Source organism: Gluconobacter sp. P5B12 (genome assembly GCF_018812035.1).
In the GTDB taxonomy this organism is placed as follows: Bacteria; Pseudomonadota; Alphaproteobacteria; order Acetobacterales; family Acetobacteraceae; genus Gluconobacter.
In genome coordinates this window covers 18,086-35,612 of record NZ_JACRVV010000005.1, presented here as the reverse complement: position 1 = coordinate 35,612, position 17,527 = coordinate 18,086, and the positions used below count along the sequence as shown (strand labels likewise).

Annotated in this window: 16 protein-coding genes and 2 tRNA genes; 11 read left to right on the top strand and 7 right to left on the bottom strand. The window is 53.2% G+C overall.

Annotated features, from left to right (window positions below; genetic code table 11):
- Positions 1-10 precede the first annotated feature (10 nt).
- Complete coding sequence (locus KP702_RS09930; RefSeq protein ID WP_215768848.1) at positions 11-1,885, top strand: hypothetical protein; 1,875 nt, start codon at positions 11-13, stop codon at positions 1,883-1,885.
- Positions 1,886-2,084: 199 nt separating this feature from the next.
- Positions 2,085-3,041 carry a glycosyltransferase family 2 protein gene (locus KP702_RS09925; protein ID WP_215768847.1) on the top strand — a complete coding sequence of 319 codons (957 nt, stop codon included), beginning with the start codon at positions 2,085-2,087 and terminating at the stop codon, positions 3,039-3,041.
- An 81-nt stretch (positions 3,042-3,122) separates the two neighbouring features.
- Here KP702_RS09925 and KP702_RS09920 read toward each other — a convergent pair whose 3' ends face one another.
- Positions 3,123-4,265 carry an acyltransferase gene (locus KP702_RS09920; protein WP_202207520.1) on the bottom strand — a complete coding sequence of 381 codons (1,143 nt, stop codon included), beginning with the start codon at positions 4,263-4,265 and terminating at the stop codon, positions 3,123-3,125.
- 122 nt (positions 4,266-4,387) lie between these two features.
- Between KP702_RS09920 and KP702_RS09915 the strand changes: the two genes are divergently transcribed.
- Positions 4,388-4,462, top strand: a tRNA-Val gene (locus KP702_RS09915).
- Between the two features lie 505 nt (positions 4,463-4,967).
- Here KP702_RS09915 and KP702_RS09910 read toward each other — a convergent pair.
- Complete coding sequence (locus KP702_RS09910) at positions 4,968-5,210, bottom strand: hypothetical protein (protein WP_202207519.1); 243 nt, start codon at positions 5,208-5,210, stop codon at positions 4,968-4,970.
- A gap of 105 nt (positions 5,211-5,315) precedes the next feature.
- On the opposite strand from KP702_RS09910, the gene KP702_RS09905 reads away from it, so the two are divergent.
- The gene (locus KP702_RS09905; RefSeq protein ID WP_202207518.1) at positions 5,316-5,543 is read left to right on the top strand and encodes a hypothetical protein; all 228 of its coding nucleotides are present in this window, start codon (positions 5,316-5,318) and stop codon (positions 5,541-5,543) included.
- Between the two features lie 368 nt (positions 5,544-5,911).
- Here the strand turns inward: KP702_RS09905 and ruvX are convergent, their stop codons facing one another.
- Positions 5,912-6,397: a Holliday junction resolvase RuvX gene (gene ruvX / locus KP702_RS09900; RefSeq protein ID WP_202207516.1), complete on the bottom strand. Its 486-nt coding sequence runs from the start codon at positions 6,395-6,397 to the stop codon at positions 5,912-5,914.
- A gap of 67 nt (positions 6,398-6,464) precedes the next feature.
- Between ruvX and gatC the strand changes: the two genes are divergently transcribed.
- The 5 genes from gatC (at position 6,465) to KP702_RS09875 (ending at position 11,542) form a co-directional block, all read left to right on the top strand.
- Positions 6,465-6,752 (top strand): Asp-tRNA(Asn)/Glu-tRNA(Gln) amidotransferase subunit GatC, encoded by a 288-nt coding sequence (gene gatC, locus KP702_RS09895; RefSeq protein ID WP_064275348.1) that lies wholly within the window; start codon positions 6,465-6,467, stop codon positions 6,750-6,752.
- A complete protein-coding gene (gatA, locus tag KP702_RS09890) occupies positions 6,752-8,239 on the top strand; it encodes an Asp-tRNA(Asn)/Glu-tRNA(Gln) amidotransferase subunit GatA (RefSeq protein ID WP_064275349.1) in 1,488 nt (495 codons plus the stop codon). The genes gatC and gatA overlap by 1 nt, the downstream gene beginning before the upstream one ends.
- Positions 8,236-9,693, top strand: coding sequence for an Asp-tRNA(Asn)/Glu-tRNA(Gln) amidotransferase subunit GatB (gene gatB / locus KP702_RS09885; RefSeq protein ID WP_202207515.1), 1,458 nt, complete (start codon positions 8,236-8,238; stop codon positions 9,691-9,693). The genes gatA and gatB overlap by 4 nt, the downstream gene beginning before the upstream one ends.
- Positions 9,694-9,785: 92 nt before the next feature.
- Positions 9,786-9,877, top strand: a tRNA-Ser gene (locus KP702_RS09880).
- A gap of 93 nt (positions 9,878-9,970) precedes the next feature.
- The gene (locus KP702_RS09875; protein ID WP_252348656.1) at positions 9,971-11,542 is read left to right on the top strand and encodes a site-specific integrase; all 1,572 of its coding nucleotides are present in this window, start codon (positions 9,971-9,973) and stop codon (positions 11,540-11,542) included.
- On the opposite strand, the gene KP702_RS09870 is transcribed toward KP702_RS09875, so the two are convergent.
- The 3 genes from KP702_RS09870 to KP702_RS09860 form a co-directional block, all read right to left on the bottom strand.
- The gene (locus tag KP702_RS09870) at positions 11,539-11,985 is read right to left on the bottom strand and encodes a hypothetical protein (protein ID WP_215768846.1); all 447 of its coding nucleotides are present in this window, start codon (positions 11,983-11,985) and stop codon (positions 11,539-11,541) included. The two genes, KP702_RS09875 and KP702_RS09870, sit on opposite strands and share 4 nt — an antisense overlap.
- Positions 11,986-12,251: 266 nt before the next feature.
- Positions 12,252-12,890, bottom strand: coding sequence for a hypothetical protein (locus KP702_RS09865; protein WP_215768845.1), 639 nt, complete (start codon positions 12,888-12,890; stop codon positions 12,252-12,254).
- Positions 12,891-13,246: 356 nt separating this feature from the next.
- Positions 13,247-13,873: a hypothetical protein gene (locus KP702_RS09860; RefSeq protein ID WP_252348655.1), complete on the bottom strand. Its 627-nt coding sequence runs from the start codon at positions 13,871-13,873 to the stop codon at positions 13,247-13,249.
- A 1,289-nt stretch (positions 13,874-15,162) separates the two neighbouring features.
- On the opposite strand from KP702_RS09860, the gene KP702_RS09855 reads away from it, so the two are divergent.
- A complete protein-coding gene (locus KP702_RS09855; protein WP_215768844.1) occupies positions 15,163-15,762 on the top strand; it encodes a recombinase family protein in 600 nt (199 codons plus the stop codon).
- 336 nt (positions 15,763-16,098) lie between these two features.
- Positions 16,099-17,307 carry a phage integrase central domain-containing protein gene (locus KP702_RS09850; RefSeq protein WP_215768843.1) on the top strand — a complete coding sequence of 403 codons (1,209 nt, stop codon included), beginning with the start codon at positions 16,099-16,101 and terminating at the stop codon, positions 17,305-17,307.
- Positions 17,308-17,323: 16 nt separating this feature from the next.
- On the opposite strand, the gene KP702_RS09845 is transcribed toward KP702_RS09850, so the two are convergent.
- Positions 17,324-17,509: an AlpA family transcriptional regulator gene (locus tag KP702_RS09845; RefSeq protein WP_211499001.1), complete on the bottom strand. Its 186-nt coding sequence runs from the start codon at positions 17,507-17,509 to the stop codon at positions 17,324-17,326.
- Between the last annotated feature and the right edge of the window lie 18 nt (positions 17,510-17,527).

Below are 17,527 nucleotides of genomic sequence, written 5' to 3'. Positions count from 1 at the left end.
AGGGCCCTCTATGCTCGATATCCGCACTTTCGGTCCACAGGGTGGAAACGTGCTCTACAAGGCGCTGGCCCACCCGCTAGCAGCCGAGGCGCTGACGCGCATGGAGAAGGCCTTCGCCGGGCAGACAATCGTCATTTACGACCCCGAGGACACCGTCCGAACGCTGGTTGCCCTTTATCCGGGACTAAAACCTTCTGTCTTGCTGGTTCATGATACCGAGCAGGTTGGCCAACCCGACGGCTTTGGTGGGGCGAAGCAAGCCCTTTTGGAACTGCCCGACACTGATGCAGATATCATTCTGGCGCTCTCGTTCGATAACGCGAAAATGCGCGGTCGTCTGGGCAAGCTCCTGAACGGGCGCACATTGCACACTCTCGCCCCGGCACGCCTACCCGATGATATGATCGTCCGTGGTCGCCCCTATCTCGACAAACTCAATTTCGCGACAAATTTTGCTTTTTTTCGGGATGACGATCAGTTTTCCACGCGGATCGTGACGGCCAACTACTGGTCCAATTATGGCTCGCAGGATCTGCGTTACTGGCTACGTCTTTATGACCAGTCCGGGCAGGTCATCGCCCAGTGGGAGCAACCTGTTACCCAGTCTGGCGCAGGCATCACGATTGATAGCGCCCAAATACGTGAACGTTTCAACCTGCCACCGTTTATGGGGCAGCTTTTCATTCATGTGATCGGCGCACGCGGGCATGACGTCGTCAAGTACGCGCTGGATGTCTGGGGCAGAAACGGTGACCCAAGCCTGTCCGTCACGCATGACGCCAATGCCTGGCCATCTGTCCGTTATGCCACGCTACCGGCTCCGGAAGCAGATGAGACCCTTACCGTCTGGGTCCAGAACAGCCATGCCACCACGATCCCGGCGGGAGGCATTACCTTTAACCCCATGGGCGTGGAAGAACATCGTGGCGTAGATCAGGCGATCGGCCCGTTTGAGACGGTCGCAGTCGATGTTGGAAAAATCTTTCCCGAACTCGCATGGCCTGCCCAGCTCGAAATGCGCTCAGGACGTCATCTGGTTCGGCCGCGCTATGAAATAACTCAGCGTGGACGCACACGCATTGCACACCTGAATGTCGAGCGGGACAATATTCGCCCAGACCCAGCCATCAGAAATTTCGCACCATCGCTAGGCCGAGGCTTTCTGCTGCCTTTTCCCATTCTGGACCCTGCAAAATTTGAAAGCTTTATCCAACCAAACCCCATGTCCGAAGCATTGGAAACGCTTCCTGTGCGGCTGGATATTTTCGATGATGCCGGCCAGCCGGTAGGCTCCCACTTCCTTGGCAATCTTCCGCGCAGCCACTCAACAGCCATCGCCTTGCATGACCTGACAGACCGGCCAGGGCATGCAGATCTGGTATATGACTTCCGAGACGGAGGAGAAGCTGACGGCTGGCTTCATGCGCTCATGCGCTATCGCAACCGTGAAACCGATCATGCGGCAGAAACCAGCTTTGGAGCCCACATCTTTAACACGCTCATGACATGGCGTTCCGAACCGCAATCCTACTCCGGTCCACCGCCGGGCCTGACGACGCGCCTCTTCCTGAAGCTTGGGCATGATCATCTGCGTAGTTTTTGTTGCCTGATCCATCCAGCGTCTATTGAGGGAACAGATCCATCCGAGACGGTTCTACTCCTCCACGCAGTTGATGGTACTCTCGTGGCTGAAACAGCCATCCACATCCAGCCATCGGGTTCATACATAGTTCGTCCGCATGAGATGTTCGAGAATGCTCTTCTGGAACGCGCAGGTGTCGGTGGTTATATCCTGATCCGCGACCTGACATGCCGACTGTTCGGGTATCACGGATTGGAAAATGGGGAAGGCGGCTTCTCCCTCGATCATATGTTTGGTTTCTGACAGCTCCACTTACACTTATGCTGAAGAGCGGATTGTTATTCTGTTCTTCAGCATAGAACATTGCTTTTGCGGCAATCGGCCAGATGATGACATGCGCATCGTTTATACAAAACGATATCAGCCTTTGAGTTTCAGGCAGAAGAAATCTATAAATTCCAAATACGGTATTTCAAACACTCTCAATATTGGTCACACCTAAATGCCTTCTGAAAATGATCCATTTTCTTCGTCCCGCATTGTTGTTCTTGTACCCTGCTATAATGAAGAAGTGACCATTCAAAAGGTTATTCATGATTTTCGTGCGGCACTGCCGGGCGTCAATATTTATGTGTATGATAACAACTCAACAGACGACACCAAGGAAATCGCCAAAGCCGCCGGAGCAATTGTCCGTACAGAACGGATGAAAGGCAAAGGGCACGTCATCCGCCGCATGTTCGCAGACATCGATGCAGACTACTATATTCTCGTCGACGGAGACGCCACCTACGAAGCCGCCGCAGCGCCCATCATGCTCAAGGCCGCCATGTCAGAAGGGCTGGACATGGTAAATGGAGCCCGCGTGACAGACCGGGAAGCGGCTTATCGGCGCGGCCACGTACTGGGCAACAAAGTGCTTACAGGCCTGGTAACGTTTGTTTTTGGTCGGCGTCTGAGTGATATGCTGTCCGGATATCGAGTATTTTCACGTCGTTTCGTGAAGTCTTTTCCTGCTCTTTCCGCCGGTTTTGAAACAGAGACCGAATTCACAGTCCATGCCCTTGAATTAGGGATGCCCATCGGGGAAGTTGCGACAACGTATATTGAGCGCCCACCTGGCTCTGCCTCCAAGCTGCGCACCTACTCAGATGGGCTGCTAATTCTGAAAACCATTATCAATCTGGTGAAGCAGGAGCGCCCATTGATGTTCTTTTCAGCCCTCGCATCCCTCTTTACCATTATGGGCCTAAGTCTCGGGCTTCCTGTCGTTTTGACCTATCTTCACACAGGACTGGTACCGCGCCTCCCTACAGCACTCCTTGCCACAGGCAGTATGATCCTTGCGGCACTTTCACTGGTGTGCGGCCTGATTCTGGATAGCATCACATTAGGCAGACGCGAACAGAAACGCATGCATTACCTCTCATTGCCAGCGCCTCCCTTGCTCAGGGAGTAGTCAAAATATCGAGAATTCTGAAATCACCATGCAGTCTACTCATGCTGGCAATGGAATATCGGCGGCGAGAGAAGAGGTATTTTAAGGCTGTACCCCAGATATTTTGACCGAGTTAACGGCAGGGGATTTTTGATAAATATGAGACGTTAGTGCCTGCTCCAGAATTCGAGAGATCGGCTTGGTGAACAACCGCGAAACAGTTTCACCCAAACCCCAGATCACCATCAGGCAAACTGGATAAACGATCCACCCCAGACTTTGAGGCCAGTGGTTATGTCTCCAGATCCGAACGACTGCCATGACAACAAACATATGAGACAGATAAACCTCATATGACAGTTGCCCCATTCTGCGGATCCACCAACTCCATTGAGCCCCCTCAAAGGAACGCCAGCCGCACGCCAGAACCAACATGGCAATGCCCAAATAGAGGACAGCAAACCAGCCATCGGACAGCAGAGGCCACCATGATGAGGGGCCACACATCTCCAACAGCATCATCACCATGCCCGCCAGCCCCATAGCGACAGGCCAACGTCCGATTGGACGATAACGTGCTGCTATAATGGCCATAAGAACACCCAAGGCTATCGTCCCCAGCCCAGTCAGAGTGGCTTGCTCTTTCCAGATTTCATTGCCTTTAAGTGTCGCCTGATAAACTGGCGCTGCAGCGGCGAGGATAACAAGTAGCCCTATGCGCAGCCGGGCATTCAGCCGACAGAGAAACGGAAACAGCAGATAAAAGAGCTCTTCAATCGAGAGCGACCACAGAACCGTCCAGCCTGCAACACTCCATCCATGCCGCGCCTGCCAAATATTGAAGTAAAGCCCGAAAGCTGCCATCGCGGCACCGATAAAACTCTGACCCGGCTTGGAGAACCGATAATCCTCAAAGCCGATATAATCGAGAACTCCCAGAACGCACACCAGGAGTACAAGGCAGGGAACAATACGAATGGCGCGATGAATAAGAAATGTAGCTGGTTGGATCCGATCAAGTGCTCCAAAGACCTGCATAACTCTGGTAGTGATCAGAAAGCCGGATAAAGCGAAGAAGATGCTTACGGCTTCCCCCCCGTTATAGTTCACACTCACCAGAAATTGGTGCGGCAGAAAGCTCGCTAATTCGGTGTGGAGGAGAGGAATACGTATTCCGATGTGATTACTGATCACAAGAAGGATTGCTGCTCCTCGCAAGCAATCCAAGGCAGCATTCCGTTTCATTGTCGCTCCGAGTCAGACAAAGTATTTCTGGAAGCGCAATAAGTTCAAACAAAGGCGAAGAGGTGTTTAAAAAAGCGTCTTGTCAGACTGTACAGCCGCTGTTAAAAGCCCGCTCAATGAATGGGCGCGTAGCTCAGCGGTAGAGCACTGCCTTCACACGGCAGGGGTCACAGGTTCAATCCCTGTCGCGCCCACCATTCTAAGTCCTTGAAAAGATTTATTTTTTAATGCTGCTGTAGAGCAGAGTATAATTTCTATAAATCAATGTCGCTCTTTACATGCGATTTTCGGCATGTTCGGGGGGAAACTTCGGATGCCTGCCGGGTCATGAGGAATGACCTCTACAAATACCTCGCTTAAAGTCGAAAGTTTCTCGAGCTCAACCTGTTCTTGTGATGAAGCCTGAAACCAATCAAACAAGGACGGTAACCCGCCAATTTGTTGGCTCGAGCCACAAGTATATATTTGATATCATCCGGTATTGATGATTTGCTAGCTAAAAGATTCAGACGCTCAGCGTCGTGTTGAAGTTCTTTATTGATTTGCGCATTTCTGATCCAACGCCCTTTGGGTTGTTGGTATTCTAAAATATAAAAAAGAAATATACCAAAAATTAGAAAATACTATCGAATTAAGGACGAAATACGAAAAACAAGCCGCACTACAAAAAGCAGTGCGGCCTTCACCATTTAAGAGAAAATTTTATTCTCCGTCTGTGGCTTCATCTTCCTCTTCTCCGTCATCGAAATATACTTCTTCGACGGTAATCGCCAATGAGTCATTTTCGCTCAGGAGATCAGCAACGGCATTCGCTTCATCTTCGTCTTCATAAAGCTCTGAGTCACCCGGATCAGAAACCCATTTTTCTGTAGGGTTCCAGAATTCATCGTCCCCGTTTTCAAGTTCACGGCGAATAAGATAGCCAGCAATTTCTTCATCAGCCATTTTAGGGCCCTCCTGTGAGGAGAAAAGCTTATTTGAAAACAGTATCAATTGCCACAGTCGGAAAAACAGGATAAATTCAGTCCGAATTAAGGAAGGACCGAATTCATGTCTGACCCTTCATCAAGAAACCCTTCACTACATGATCGCGTGAGCATTTCCATGAAAGCGGCAACACTCGAAGTTTGCACGCGACATTCAGATATGATGATTTCCCAACAAAAACGTGATGTTCCCATTAATATTCCATGTAAAATAATGAAAGAAAATCCGAAACAGGAAATAAATCTTCGGATTGAAGCCTTAAAAATAACGTATAATAAAAATTACATCTGATTTTTTTCTGTTAAATATATAAAAACCACAAAGTTTGATCTTTTCAACGTTGTTTGAGAGGTGAATATCAGCCCCTCAAACAGATTTTGAAAATTTTCCATTTCATAAATCCACCTCTTCGGACTTTAGCTTTTGATGGAGTAATGAGATAATTTTCTCGCCTGTACCGGCGTGATATCGTACTGTCCGATCATGACTGATCAGACAGACATCGATGATACCGAAGACGAAATTGCTTTGGATGCAACGCAAGAGGGAGAGTCTCTACTCTCCACCCTTATGTTGCCTTTGTGTATTTTGGTTGGGCTTTCTATTCTCGGGATTCTGATTGGCGTGAGTTTCATGTGAGCTCAGCCAATTGCCTTTCTTTATAAATATTTCTTCTCAAGATCGGGTTTCGTTGCATCAAGCCAGCCTTGCAGCATGTAGGCTGCGGCCATCTTGTCCACGACTTCAGCTCGCCTCCCGCGCGTCATATCTGCATCCTGAATCAGGAAGCGATTAACAGCGCTGGAAGAAAGCCGCTCATCCCACAGACATGCCGGAATACCCAATCGCTCCGAGAGAGCAGTCGTCCAATCCGATGCTGCACGTGCTGCTGGGCCAAAAGATCCATCCAGTGACAGGGGCAAGCCAACCACCAGCGCCCCAACATTCTGACGCGTCACGATCTCTGCCAACTCCTTGGCATTTTCCCCCAATTTCCGCCGTTTCAACCCCATGAATGGTGAGGCGAGCATGAGGGAAACATCTGTCAGGGCAACGCCGATCGTCTTCGATCCTGGGTCCAGCCCAAGGATACGCTGATCAGTTTGAAGAACATTACGGAGGTCTTGTGGATTGAACAGGGACATAACCCGGCGTTATGATCTGTCTGACGGCTGAAAAGCTACCATAATTTCCTCTTTTTCAGGAATGTTCATGTCGCTCGACGCGAAAACGGTCACGCGCATCGCCAGATTGGCGAGAATTGGTCTCGAACCGGGGGAGGTAGACTCTCTCGGGAAGGACATGGGTTCCATCATTGATTGGGTGGAACAGCTTAATGAAGTGGACGTCACAGATGTCCCTCCCATGATTGGCACAGGCCTCGCCACGCCACGCCTGCGGGAAGACCGCGTCACGGACGGCAATCGCCGCGATGACGTGCTGTCAAACGCTCCGGACCGTGAAGGTCCGTTCTACACGGTTCCGAAGGTGGTCGAATAATGTCCGGCATGCACGATTTTACGCTGGCTTCCGCCCGGGATGCCCTTAAGGCTCGCAAGATTTCCGCGGTTGAACTGACGAACGCCCACCTGGATGCCATCGAGCGTCTGGATGGCCGCCTCAACAGTTTCATCACCCGTACGCCCGATCAGGCTCGCGTAGCAGCAAAGGCTGCGGACGACGTTCTGGCGAAAGGTGAGGGCGGCGCACTGACCGGCATTCCGCTCGGCATCAAGGATCTGTTCTGCACGAACGGCGTCCGCACGACGGCGGCCAGCAAGATTCTCGGCAATTTTGTCCCGCCTTACGAAAGCACGGTGACGTCCAACCTTCTGCGTGACGGCGCCGTGTTCCTTGGCAAGCTGAACCTCGATGAATTCGCTATGGGTTCCGCCAATCTGAACTCAGCCTTTGGCCCGGTAGAAAACCCCTGGAAGCGCAATGGCTCTGACGCCAAGCTGGTTCCGGGCGGTTCTTCCGGTGGCTCTGCCGCTGCCGTAGCCGCAGGTCTGGTCTTGGGCGCGACCGGTACGGATACGGGTGGCTCCATTCGCCAGCCGGCCGCCTTCACCGGCATTGCTGGCATCAAGCCGACCTACGGCCGCTGCTCCCGTTTCGGCACAATCGCTTTCGCAAGCTCGCTGGATCAGGCTGGCCCGATGGCCCGCAACCTTCAGGATTGCGCAATCCTGCTGGAATCCATGGCCGGGTTCGACGAGCGGGATTCCACAAGCGTCAATACCCCTGTTCCAAACTACGAAGCAGCGCTGACGCGAGGCGTCAAAGGCCTGCGCGTTGGTATTCCCAAGGAATATCATGCCCCAGGCATGCCAGCCGAGATCGAGGCCCTCTGGCAGCAGGGTATCAACTGGCTGAAGGCCGCAGGCGCAGAAGTGGTGGAAGTGTCTCTTCCGCACACGAAGTACGGCCTTCCAACTTACTACATCGCAGCTCTCGCAGAGGCATCTTCAAACCTTGCCCGTTATGACGGCGTGCGTTTCGGCGAACGTGTGAAGGGGGATTCCCTTGATGCACTGTACGAAGCCACCCGCGCCGCAGGTTTTGGTGAAGAAGTGAAGCGCCGTATCCTGATCGGAACACATGTTCTGTCGTCGGGTTATTACGATGCCTATTACCTGCGCGCACAGAAGGTCCGTACACTGATCCAGCGGGACTTCCTGAATGCCTTCGAGAAGGTGGATTTCCTTCTGACGCCAACGGCGCCGTCCAGTGCCTTCGCTCAGGACGAAAAGCCGACAGACCCGGTGCAGATGTACCTCAATGACATCTTCACTGTTCCAGCCAGCATGGCAGGCGTTCCTGCGCTCTCTGTTCCAGCCGGTCTGGACGCACAGGGCGTTCCGCTCGGCCTTCAGCTCATTGGCAAGTTCTTTGACGAAGAAACACTGATCGCAGCAGGGCACGTCATCGAACAGGCTGCGTCCTTCACCCACAGACCCGCCATCCATGCAGGAGTGTCGGCATGAGCTATCGTATCACCGGCAACACCGGCGAATGGGAAATTGTCGTCGGGCTGGAAGTTCATGCCCAGGTCATCAGCAAAGCGAAGCTGTTCTCTGGCGCCTCCGCCTCTTACGGCGGCGAGCCAAATACGCATGTCAGCCTGATTGACGCGGGTTTCCCGGGTATGCTCCCGGTTCTGAACCAGGAATGCGTTGCGCAGGCAGTGCGTACCGGCCTTGGCCTGAACGCGCAGATCAATCTTTTCAGCCGCTTTGATCGCAAAAACTACTTCTATGCCGATCTCCCCACTGGCTATCAGATCAGCCAGTTTGCTCATCCCATCGTGGGTGAGGGCAAGGTGCTGGTTGATCTCGCAGATGGAAGCACACGTGAAATCGGCGTGACGCGACTTCATCTGGAACAGGATGCAGGCAAGTCCATCCATGATCAGGACCCAACGCGTTCCTTCATTGACCTGAACCGTGCGGGCGTCGCCCTCATGGAAATCGTGAGTGAGCCAGACATCCGCTCACCGGAAGAAGCCGGAGCCTACCTGCGGAAGCTCCGTCAGATCCTGCGTTATATCGACACCTGCGATGGCAACATGGAAGAAGGTTCCATGCGCGCTGACGTGAACGTCTCCGTGCGCAAGCCGGGCGAGGAGGGATATCGGACCCGCTGCGAGATCAAGAATGTCAACTCGATCCGCTATGTCATGCAGTCGATTGAAGTAGAAGCACAGCGCCAGATCGAGATCTGGGAAGCTGGCGGCGAAGTCGATCAGGAAACGCGCCTGTTCGATCATGTCCGCAGCGAAACACGCTCGCTTCGGTCCAAGGAAGACGCGCACGATTATCGCTACTTCCCGGACCCGGATCTTCTTCCGCTCATCATCGAGCAGTCCTGGGTTGACGAACTAGAAGCTGCTCTTCCCGAACTGCCAGAAGCCAAGCGGGACCGCCTGGAACGCGAATACGGCGTTAGTCGCTATGAAGCGAGTGTCCTGACCGCAGAGCAAGCTGTCGCAGACTTCTACGAGACCGTTGCAAAGGGCGCCGATGCGCGCCTTGCCACCAACTGGATGCTCGGAGACTTCTTTGCTGCCCTGAACCGCACTGGTCGCTCAATTGAAGACAGTCCAGTCAGTGCAGAAGGACTGCGTGAGCTGTTAAGCCTGATCTCGGATTCGACGATTAACGGCAAGATTGCGAAGGAAGTCCTTGAAGACATGGTAGAAACTGGCGAATCGGCTTCTGCTATTGTTGAGCGGAAAGGTCTTCGTCAGGTGACTGACACAGGAGCCATCGAAAGCTCCATCCGCGATATCCTGGCAGCAAATGCGGATAAGGTTGCTGAATTCAAATCCGGCAAGGACAAGCTTTTCGGCTTCTTTGTTGGCCAGACGATGAAGGCCATGAAGGGTAAAGGGAACCCGGCTCTGGTGAATGAAACCTTGAAAAAGCTTCTTTCCGAATGAGATAAAAAAATTGTTCTTAAGGGGTTTGACGGCGAGGCCGTTCCCCCTTAAGAACGCCTTCACGAACGCAGTATAAAAACTGCTTTCCACGCGGAGGGGTGGCCGAGAGGCTGAAGGCGGCGGATTGCTAATCCGTTATACGATGTAAGTCGTATCGTGGGTTCGAATCCCATCCCCTCCGCCACTTTTCAAAAATATCAATGAAATCAGTCAGTTATGACCACATGCCGGTAGTAGTCCACTACCATGCTGGTAGCACCTCGTCGGTAGTCCTTCCATGACCAAGAAGGCTCTACAAGATGATGATATGCACGGCTTGAGGCGGACAGGTGGCCGCACATGGTCTGCTCGACTGTCTATTCCGCGTGATCGCTGGGCGGATGCCGGGAAGGCTTTCGGGACCACATCAGGCATCAAGCAGGAAGTTATCCGGTCTCTCGGAACCCAAGATGCTAAAGAAGCCATCAAGAGGCGCGACAAGGCCCTTGCAGCGATGCGAGAGGATTTGGACGCCAAGCTGGTGAAGGCTGGCTTCCTGCCTATCCACGGCCATTGGCAGCCCGATTGGATGAATGAAGACCGCTTGCTCACTGAGGCGTTAGAAGCCCGGCGAGAGATTGACTCTGTCTCCGATAGCGATGACTTCTACGACAATCAGACAGGTGCTTCTGATAGCCCTAGAGATCGGGTTATCGAGAGCATGGATAGTATGCTTGAAGACCGGGCTCTGGAGCTTGAACGGGCAGGGAAAGACGGAGATCACTACCGGGTTCGCTTCAAGGAAATCGCTCTGGGAAACCAGACACCTTTCTCCCTGCTTCTGGACCGTTGGATGAAGGATCGAGAACGCTATGCGTCTCACTCTATCATATCGTTAGACCGCGCCACCCTAAATCACTTCTCCCGCTATCTGGCTCATTCTCAGGGCCTTGGAGAGCCTGACGATCTCATAGGCTTCCTTCGTGCCCAGATAGTCGAAGAGGTGCCTGAAATGGTCTTGGGGGGCTTCTCTGAGTGGCTAATGGATGACAGAGGGTTGAGTGCCAAGACCGCAGGGAACCGCATCACGCCTCTGAAGGTCATGTGGGACTTCGCCATCCAGAAGCATATCCTCAAAGGTCCGAACCCATGGGTAGGTGCTACCGCCGGGCTGAAGAGGAAGGCCGGGAAGCAGAAGCCTGACGTTCGCCCCTTCACTGAAGAAGAGCTGCTGAAGCTCCTGCAAGCCGATCCTTCCAAGTGCAAGAGATGGGCATGGGGTCCGGCTATCAGCGATATGATGCGTCTCGCTCTCTTCACAGGCGCAAGACAGAACGAACTCGCCACTCTCACTGTGGGACGCATCCTCAACCGCGATGGGGCTGAAGGGGAGCTTTGGGGCATCCAAGTGACTGATGAGGAGGCCAAGACGAAGAACTCTGTCAGACGCATCCCACTCCATCCCCTTGTGCAGCCCATCATTGCAAGGCGTCTCAGAGAGGCTGGAGAGGAGAACATAGACGCTCCGCTCTTCCCGGATTGCGTGCCCGGCGGACCGGGGATGAAACGTGGCTACTATTTCGCCAAGAGGTTTCCTGACTTTCGCCGATGGGTATTGGGGAGAGAGTCTGACAAGATTGTAAACTTCCATAGCTTCAGGCGGAGCTTCATCACCTTCTTTGAGCAGGCCAATGCCAATGGTGCAGCAGCTTGCACAGAGATGGTTCGGGATCGCCTGATCGGGCATGAGTCCAAATCACTTGCCGGAAACACCTATGCCGCAAAGGATCTTGGGTGGAACCTTTATAGCCGGGCAATTCTGGGCATGGTGGAGAAGGGAATACCTGAAGCTGTGAGAGGCGCTCTCTAGTCCCAAGGCATCACTTCGTCAGGGTCTGCTCCCTCCAAGGTGATGACCCGACTCTTGGGGCGAGTGTCTCGCTTGGGGCATCCAGACGCCTTGGAATACGCCTCACCAAGAGGGCTGGAAGGCGCTATAGGCCCCTCAAGTGGGTTGGTGCAGGCAGACGGCGGCAAGCTCTCCACAGACTTTGAGGGAGCTCCTATGGAGGCGTTCAGGAGACTTGAAGGAGGATCTTCAAAAAGGAGCTTCGTATCAGCCATCAGCTTGCCCTGACAGGTTAGAGAGCCCGTGTCATAGACACACACTATCCGGCCATCACGGGTCCTGATGATTGAACCACAGCCGCTGGGCATCTTCTCAATAGTGGAGACTTCTATCCCCACTTCCCAGAGGCGGTTCTCAGCATCTTCAAGTCTCCATTTCACTTTGGGGGCTTTTGGCTTTGCCATGCCTGACCAGTTCCTTTCTCATGTTGGGAGCTGTTAGAGGTCTTTGAATGTCCAGAGCGGATACCTTGGACGGCACTTTGAAGGAAGGTGGAGTGTGCGGGAGCACATCTCGCTCAGGATTGCCTTCAAGGATCTTGAAAGGTTTCCTTTCTATCGGTGCTTCCGCACACTCCCTCTTCTTCAGACTATCCTAAAGAACCTGAAGGTATCCGCTCTGGGGCGCTTCCAGCGCTTGGGAACTCCTCAGAGATCTCTATCTATAACCGCTAGGTATCATTTTCAGTTTTTGCCTCTAGACACTGACACTCTTCCTCCACAAGCGAGGAGAGGATTGGATGAATGAGCATAGCAGGATCATAGGGCACTGAAGGGGAAGGTGTTCGGAAGTTCACTCTCATCGGAACACTGGAAGCGTTAGTGACCTTTGAAGCGCTGGAAGTCTTCTCTTTATATAACCCCTGAGTATCATTTTTAGCCTTCCATCGTTTGACTGTGGCTATCCCCACGCCTGCAAGCTCTGAAATGGTTTTGGCAGGGAGATAGCCGTGCTGTGCCATCAGCCACGCAAGACGATCTTTCTTGGTGGCAAGAGTTCCGAGGTGGTCGAGTATTGTGTCCCAGCCCAGCGTCCACACAATATCCTTCACCTTGTTCTGATAGAACGAAGGAAAAGGAAAGCAGCTCTCTGGACCTCCGATTGCGAAGCTCCTCTTTTCAGACGGATCGACGGTCTGCCCATAATCGCCCTCAACGGCTTCATCAGAGGCAAACCAACGGGAACGGTCACGTCCGAAAGGAGCCCATTCAATCCAGCCATGGAACTGAAGAAGCCGGGTGAGGGCTTCTCTGTCCGGCATAACTGCACAAGCACCCCAGAGAGAAACATCTGAGGCCATTTCCTTCACAGTGACGCCACGTTCCTTCCGCTTGGGGCGAGGGTCAAGCTCATTGACATGCAATCGCTTGGGGCGCGGCCTATCAGAGCCACTAGAGAACCTCGGGAAAGAGAGGTCCTCATATAAAGCCATGCGACCCATAGTGAGCCTTGAACGGCCCCAGCGACTCTCTGTGACGGCCTTGTGGAGCCTTGAGACCAGCTCAGGGTCCTCCCGGTAAAGGGCGTCCTGAGCATCTTTGAGTGAGGCCTTTCCGTCCCTAATCAGGTCCATGATGGAGAGACGGATGCGGGTCTCTTGAGGCGACTGAGCTTTGTTTGGGGCGATGTAATCGCTTGGGGCGTCCAGACGCCTTGGTGAGAAGGTCAAGAGAAGAGGGGAGCTTGGGGTGCCTGAGCCGCTCTGACCACTTCCATGCGCTCTTCACGCTTTCGCTGGGCCTTCTCCCAGTCGATAGGGTGACGTGTCTTCTTGGCTTTCACTTCATGGATGAGGTTTGCCCGGCGACAATCCATCGGATCATGATTGATGTGCCGAAGCACAAGGCCGCCATGTCGTTCTCCGGTCAAGAACCGAGTGACTGGGAGGCAATGATCTGGGTTAGAGTTATCCGCAAAACATGCAGCACTTTGTCCTCGCAGGCGGACCGTTAAGCATCCTGAGGCATCAGGCACCACATAAAGACGTGTCCCATTCTCGGACATTTCCATCAGAAGCTCATAGTCTTCTGGGTTCACCTTCAGGACTTTGCCCTCTCCATGAACGCCTCGGAGCGGGATCTCCCAGTAATCGCCCTTGAGAGTGCCTCTGGTGGGCTGACGGGGTTTGTATGGCCCTTTGAGAATACCTTTGTCTGATCTCACCTTACGAGGCGATTTCAACGCTTGAGGTGCAGGTGACTGAGAGAGACCGGGAAGGCTCGGAGCGGTTGGAGCGATAGTCGATGGGATCGGCATTGGACGTGCAAAATCGTCCGCTGATGCGGGTGTCATAGTGATTTGGTTCCTTTTGAAGTTTTGGGGTTGTGATGCGAGTGACGCTCGGGGCGCTTAGGTGACGTGGGGCTCTAAGCGCTGGGCTGCCTAAGCCTCAAAGGAACGACCACCCCTGCGCCCTGTCGATGGACGGAGGAAAAGCGGACTCACCGCTGGGCAGTCATTTATTTTGAGGAAGTGCTTGGAGGCGTTCATATGCCGTGATGAATAATTAGTACCAAATAGGTCCTAATAAACGGCTATTGAGTTCTCAGGGACGTGTGTTGAACAAAGAAACTGAAAGCACCTTTGGTCACCAAGCGCTGGAAGCGCCCCCGGAGCGGATGGATAAATGCTGGCAAAAGCCAAGCTCCAGAGAGGGATACTATAGGAGCTGCTAGGATTAGGTGTGTGAGGCGGTAGCCTCTTCCCTTAAAGGACCTTAAAGGATCTTTAGGTCTCCTGTTCTATGTGCTTCCGCACACTCCTCCTCCTCAGGGATCTTATAGGGCTGGAGGGCTGATTATCCGAGAGGTGTTCGTTTTAGACGGAAAACGCTCTGGAACCCACAGAAAACTGCCAATAATCTCAAAACACAAACTATCCTCTATGGGACCCTAGTAGGCCCTGTGAAACATAAGAGGGAGCACTAGGTCCTATAGAGCCTTAAAGGTCCTTATAGTATCCTTATAGGGAAGTGCTTCCGCACTCCTCCTGCTCAGGGATCTTTAAGGGGCGGGGAGGGCTGATTATCCGAGAGCTGGACGTTTTAGACGAAAACCTCTCTGGAACCCTCAGAAAACTGCCAATCCTAGCGAAACACAAACTATCCTTATGGGACCCTGTGAAACACTCGTGAAACATTGGGCGGAGCGGGGTAGAAACCATTGGGATTTTCTCAGGGACCAACACCGCTAGGTTCAGCTCAACAGCAAAAACATCATGAGCTTTAGGCCCTAATTTTTGAAGGTCAATCAGGTGCTGAAATGGCTCGCGGTGGCCCGTTTTGGAGTCCCAAGGCGTCTGGACGCCCCAAGGTGCTATGAGCGTCCCAAGAGTGGAAGGGTCCGTGGAAAATGGGCGCTATGAAGCACCTTGGGACCTATGTAAGCCCTTCTAGGCATCTCAGGGTATGAGTATCCGCATCTATCAACCGGCTCTATTCAGCTTGCTTATGTTCCAATAGGGCAAGGTCTATCGGAACGATGGGCGTGGAACAGTTATGTGTTCCATTAGGGTCTATATTGACGTTCTGGAACGATCCCGCTAAAGGGTCTAGACCTTTTGGAACATATGGACACCTGACCATGAAGATCGGATATGCCCGCACCAGCACGACTGAGCAGCTTGCAGGTTTGGAAGCCCAGAGCCGTGACCTGACAGATCATGGGTGTGAACGCATCTTCTCAGAGCAGGTGTCCGGTGCATCCACTCACAGGCCCCAGCTAGAAGCCGCTCTGGACCACATGCGGGAAGGTGACGTGTTGGTGGTCACAAAGCCAGACCGTCTTGCACGCTCGACCTCGGACCTTCTGGGCTATGTGGAGAAGGTGAAGGCAAAGGGCTGTGGTCTGGTGATCCTGTCCATGTCCGGCATGACACTCGATACTACCAACCCCACATCCAAGCTGATGCTCACCATGCTTGCAGCGGTCGCAGAGTTCGAGCGGGATCTGATGAAGGAACGGCAGGCTGAAGGCATCGCCAAAGCAAAAGCTGATGGCAAATACCTTGGACGCAAGCCCACAGCCCGCAATCAGGCAGAGGAAGTGAAGGCTCTGGCAGCCTCAGGCATGAGTCCGTCAAAGATCGCTGAGAAGCTCGGGATGGGCCGCACGAGCGTCTATCGGTGCCTTGGGAAGCTAAAGGAGCCTTACAAACAGACAAACACCGTGAAAGAAGCATAGGGGCAGGAGGCAAAGTCTTTGATTGTTTTGCGTTCCTCACTATCCTGCTGAGATAGTTTGGACTTCGGTTGTCGGTACTACCAACACGGAAGAGGCTCTGCCGGTAGTGGTTTTTGACTAATTTTTGTTGATATTCTGCGGTTTTTGATCTTTATAGCGGAAAGTCCCATCCCCTCCGCCATTATATATAACCCATAACAATTCATAGTGCTTTTAGTGTCATAGATCTGGCAGTTTTCTGCTGTTTGTGCACTCTATAATGCTCTGTGATGGTCCTTCAAGCTCATGCAGCCTCGGGGTATATATGGGGGTATCATTTTACGCGTGGGGGTATCGATGCTGACGGATGTTCAGCTGCGCCGCCTTACGCCAGCAGAAAAGCCTTACAAACGTGCGGATACGGGGGGTCTGTTCATTCTCGTACAGCCCAACGGCTCGCGACTATGGCGCATGAAGTATCGCTTCGGCGGTCGCGAAAAGCTGCTCTCTTTTGGCGCATATCCGGAAGTCAGTCTGGCAGCGGCCCGCGATGCTCGGGACGCAGCCAGAAGCGAGCTCCGAGCCGATCGCGATCCTGCCCTGACCAGGAAGCAGCGTCAGGCTGAAGCAGAGCGAGCAGACCGGCAGCTACAAAGTGTCGGAGAAAAGTGGATCTCGATTCAATGCACTCAGTGGACGGAGCGCCATAGAGACGATGTGGCAACCAGCCTGCAACGTTTCGTATGGCCGACACTTGGCCGGATCAATCTTGATGACATCACACCTCCCATGGTGCTGGAGGTCATCCGTCGGATCGAGGCCGCACGTGCAAAAGAAACGGCACGGCGGGTTCGGCAAAGACTAAGTGCCATCTTTGTTTTTGGGATGGCCCATGGGTTGGGAAGTCACGATCCTGCCGCTATTATCAAAGGAGCGCTCGCTCCTTTAAAAAAGGGACGCCAACCCGCGCTAATCAACCTCGATGAACTTCGGACGCTGTTTCGGGATGTCGAAGCGATCCCCGCGCATCCCGTGACCCTTCTCGCCATGAGATTTCTGGCATTGACGGTTGTGCGGCCCGGAGAAGTGCATGCCATGGCCTGGCATGAAGTTTCAGAAGATCGACGGATGTGGATCATCCCCGCGGAGCGGATGAAAATGCGGCGCGAGCATGTCGTGCCCCTTTCGACCCAGGCACAGGATATTCTAGGCGCCGTCTCGACGGTGACAGGTCGGGGACCACTGGTCTTCCCAAATGCCCGTTGGGCTCATCGCCCAATGAGCGAAAACGCACTGGGATATCTCCTGCAGCGGGCCGGGTATGCTGGACGGCAGGTGCCCCATGGATTTCGCGCGTCTTTTTCATCCATCATGAACGAACGTTTTCCCGGTGACCGCCAAATCATCGATCTCATGCTGGCTCATATCAATAAAGACCGGGTGGAAGGAGCTTATAATCGCGCTCTTCATATGGAGCGTCGAAGAGTGCTGGCCCAGATCTGGGCGGATCTCTTAATGGAGGGACTAGAGGATACCGCCACCCTTTTGCAGCACAGAAAACGTTAGACCTAACTGTTTCTCTTTATGTTTCAGAACAGTGTTTCTCGATCCAGTCGTTGATGCTGCTTTCGCTCCAGCGAACGGCACGCGCCCCAAAAACATGGGAGGGACGTGGAAATTTTCCCTGTTGAATCAGCTTGCGCACATAAGAGGGGGAGAGCGACACGCGCGCGCAGACCATCGCAAGTGTGAGTAATTTTTCAGGCATGGTTTTTGTCCTTTTCTC